This window comes from Kitasatospora putterlickiae (assembly GCF_039527695.1).
Lineage (GTDB): Bacteria > Actinomycetota > Actinomycetes > Streptomycetales > Streptomycetaceae > Kitasatospora > Kitasatospora putterlickiae.
The window spans coordinates 1-2373 of sequence record NZ_BAAAKJ010000343.1 but is presented as its reverse complement, the minus strand read 5'-3'; the positions used below and the strand labels follow the sequence as shown (position 1 = coordinate 2373).

Here is a 2373-nt window from a genome sequence, read left to right as displayed (position 1 = left end):
CTGAACTGGCGCGAGGGCGCCCGCGTCGAACTGCGCCCCGGTTACGCCCTGCTGGACGGCGACGGCGTCCCCCGCACCCGCCGCCACCGCTTGAGCCCGGCCCGCGCGGCACCGGGTGCGGCGGGGTGCGGCCGGGCCCACCGCCGCGCCACGCCGCCCGGTCACCGAGCGCGAGCGCCTGGCCACCGCCACCGCACCCGCCACCACCTGCGAGGACTCCCGCCGGGCCACCCACCACCCGTCCGGGCGCATCACCCTCCGTGTGGGATAGTTCACAACCTGGGGCTACTCGCCGGTACCGCCCAGGAATCCATAAACTCAACGAGGTTCAAGAAGGGAGCCACAGTGCGCAAGGTGCTCATCGCCAACCGCGGGGAAATCGCCGTCCGCGTCGCCCGTGCCTGCTCGGACGCCGGTATCGCCAGCGTCGCCGTCTACGCCGAGCCGGACCGGGATGCGCTGCACGTCCGCGCGGCCGACGAGGCTTACGCGCTGGGCGGCGACACCCCCGGCACCAGCTACCTGGACATCGCCAAGGTCCTCCAGGCCGCCGCCGACTCGGGCGCGGACGCCGTCCACCCCGGCTACGGCTTCCTGTCGGAGAACGCCGACTTCGCCCAGGCCGTGATCGACGCGGGTCTCACCTGGATCGGCCCGCCGCCGCAGGCCATCCGCGACCTCGGCGACAAGGTGACCGCCCGGCACGTGGCGCAGCGCGCCGGTGCCCCGCTGGTGGCCGGTACGCCGGACCCGGTCCAGGGTGCCGACGAGGTCGTCGTGTTCGCCCGCGAGCACGGCCTGCCGGTCGCCATCAAGGCGGCGTTCGGCGGCGGCGGCCGCGGCCTGAAGGTCGCCCGCACGCTGGAGGAGATCCCGGAGCTGTACGAGTCCGCGGTGCGCGAGGCGGTCGCCGCCTTCGGGCGCGGCGAGTGCTTCGTCGAGCGCTACCTGGACAACCCGCGGCACGTCGAGACCCAGTGCCTGGCCGACAAGCACGGCAACGTGGTGGTCGTCTCGACCCGTGACTGCTCGCTGCAGCGCCGCCACCAGAAGCTGGTCGAGGAGGCGCCCGCGCCGTTCCTGACCGAGGAGCAGAACGCCGAGCTGTACCGGGCGTCCAAGGCCATCCTCAAGGAGGCCGGCTACGAGGGCGCCGGGACCTGCGAGTTCCTGGTGGCGCTGGACGGCACGATCTCCTTCCTGGAGGTCAACACCCGTCTGCAGGTGGAGCACCCGGTCACCGAGGAGGTCACCGGGATCGACCTGGTCCGCGAGATGTTCCGGATCGCGGACGGCGAGGAGCTCGGGTACGACGACCCGGAGGTGCGTGGCCACTCGTTCGAGTTCCGCATCAACGGTGAGGACCCGGGCCGCAACTTCCTGCCGGCCCCGGGCACGGTGACGCTGTTCGCGCCGCCGTCCGGCCCGGGTGTGCGGCTGGACTCGGGCGTGGAGAGCGGTTCGGTGATCGGCCCGGCCTGGGACTCGCTGCTGGCCAAGCTGGTCGTCTCCGGCCGGGACCGCAAGCAGGCGCTGGAGCGGGCGAAGCGCGCGCTGGCGGAGTTCAAGGTCGAGGGCATGGCGACCGCCATCCCGTTCCACCAGGCGGTCGTCACCGACCCGGCGTTCGCGCCGGAGGTACACGGCGGTGACGGGCCGTTCACGGTCTACACCCGGTGGATCGAGACCGAGTTCGACAACACCATCCCCGCGTTCGCCGGTGCGGCCGGCGAGGGCGAGGAGGCCGAGGGCCGGGAGACCGTGGTCGTCGAGGTCGGCGGCAAGCGGATCGAGGTCTCGCTGCCGTCCTCGCTGGGCGTCTCCAGCGTTCCGGCGGCCGGTGCGGGGGCCACGAAGGCCAAGCGCCGGGTGGGGGCGAAGAAGGCCGGTTCGGCGGTCAGCGGTGACACGCTGGCGTCGCCGATGCAGGGCACCATCGTCAAGGTCGCGGTCGAGGAGGGCCAGGTCGTCGCGGAGGGCGAGCTGATCGTCGTCCTGGAGGCGATGAAGATGGAGCAGCCGCTGAACGCGCACAAGGCGGGCACCGTCGTCGGCCTCAAGGCCGGGGTGGGGGCGAGCGTCTCCAGCGGTGCGGCGCTCTGCGAGATCAAGGACTGACGCCTTCCGCGTCGCTCCGCCGCCGGTCCGTACACCTTCGGGTGTGCGGACCGGTCGTGTTTTCGGCGGTGGTGCGAGCGGCGGTGCGGCGGTGGTGCGAGCGGTGCGGGGCGGCGGCCGGAGGGACGGCCGGGAGGGGGTCAGCGTCCGCGCTGGAGGCCGAGTTCGGCGAGTCTGGCCGGCAGCGGCCCGCCCGGGCCCGCCGGTCCGCCAGGGCCGTGCACGCCGGGGCGGCGCTGGCCGGGCAGTGGCGCG

The 2373-nt window shown here is 73.7% G+C and carries 2 protein-coding genes; one reads left to right on the top strand and one right to left on the bottom strand.

All coding sequences use genetic code 11. From position 1 onward, the window contains the following. The coding region (locus tag ABD308_RS31865) for a hypothetical protein (RefSeq protein ID WP_344342814.1) at positions 1–276 on the bottom strand (276 nt) is incomplete at its 3' end. A gap of 69 nt (positions 277–345) precedes the next feature. Between ABD308_RS31865 and ABD308_RS31860 the strand changes: the two genes are divergently transcribed. Continuing rightward, positions 346–2118, top strand: coding sequence for an acetyl/propionyl/methylcrotonyl-CoA carboxylase subunit alpha (locus ABD308_RS31860; RefSeq protein ID WP_344342810.1), 1773 nt, complete (start codon positions 346–348; stop codon positions 2116–2118). Positions 2119–2373: the final 255 nt, after the last annotated feature.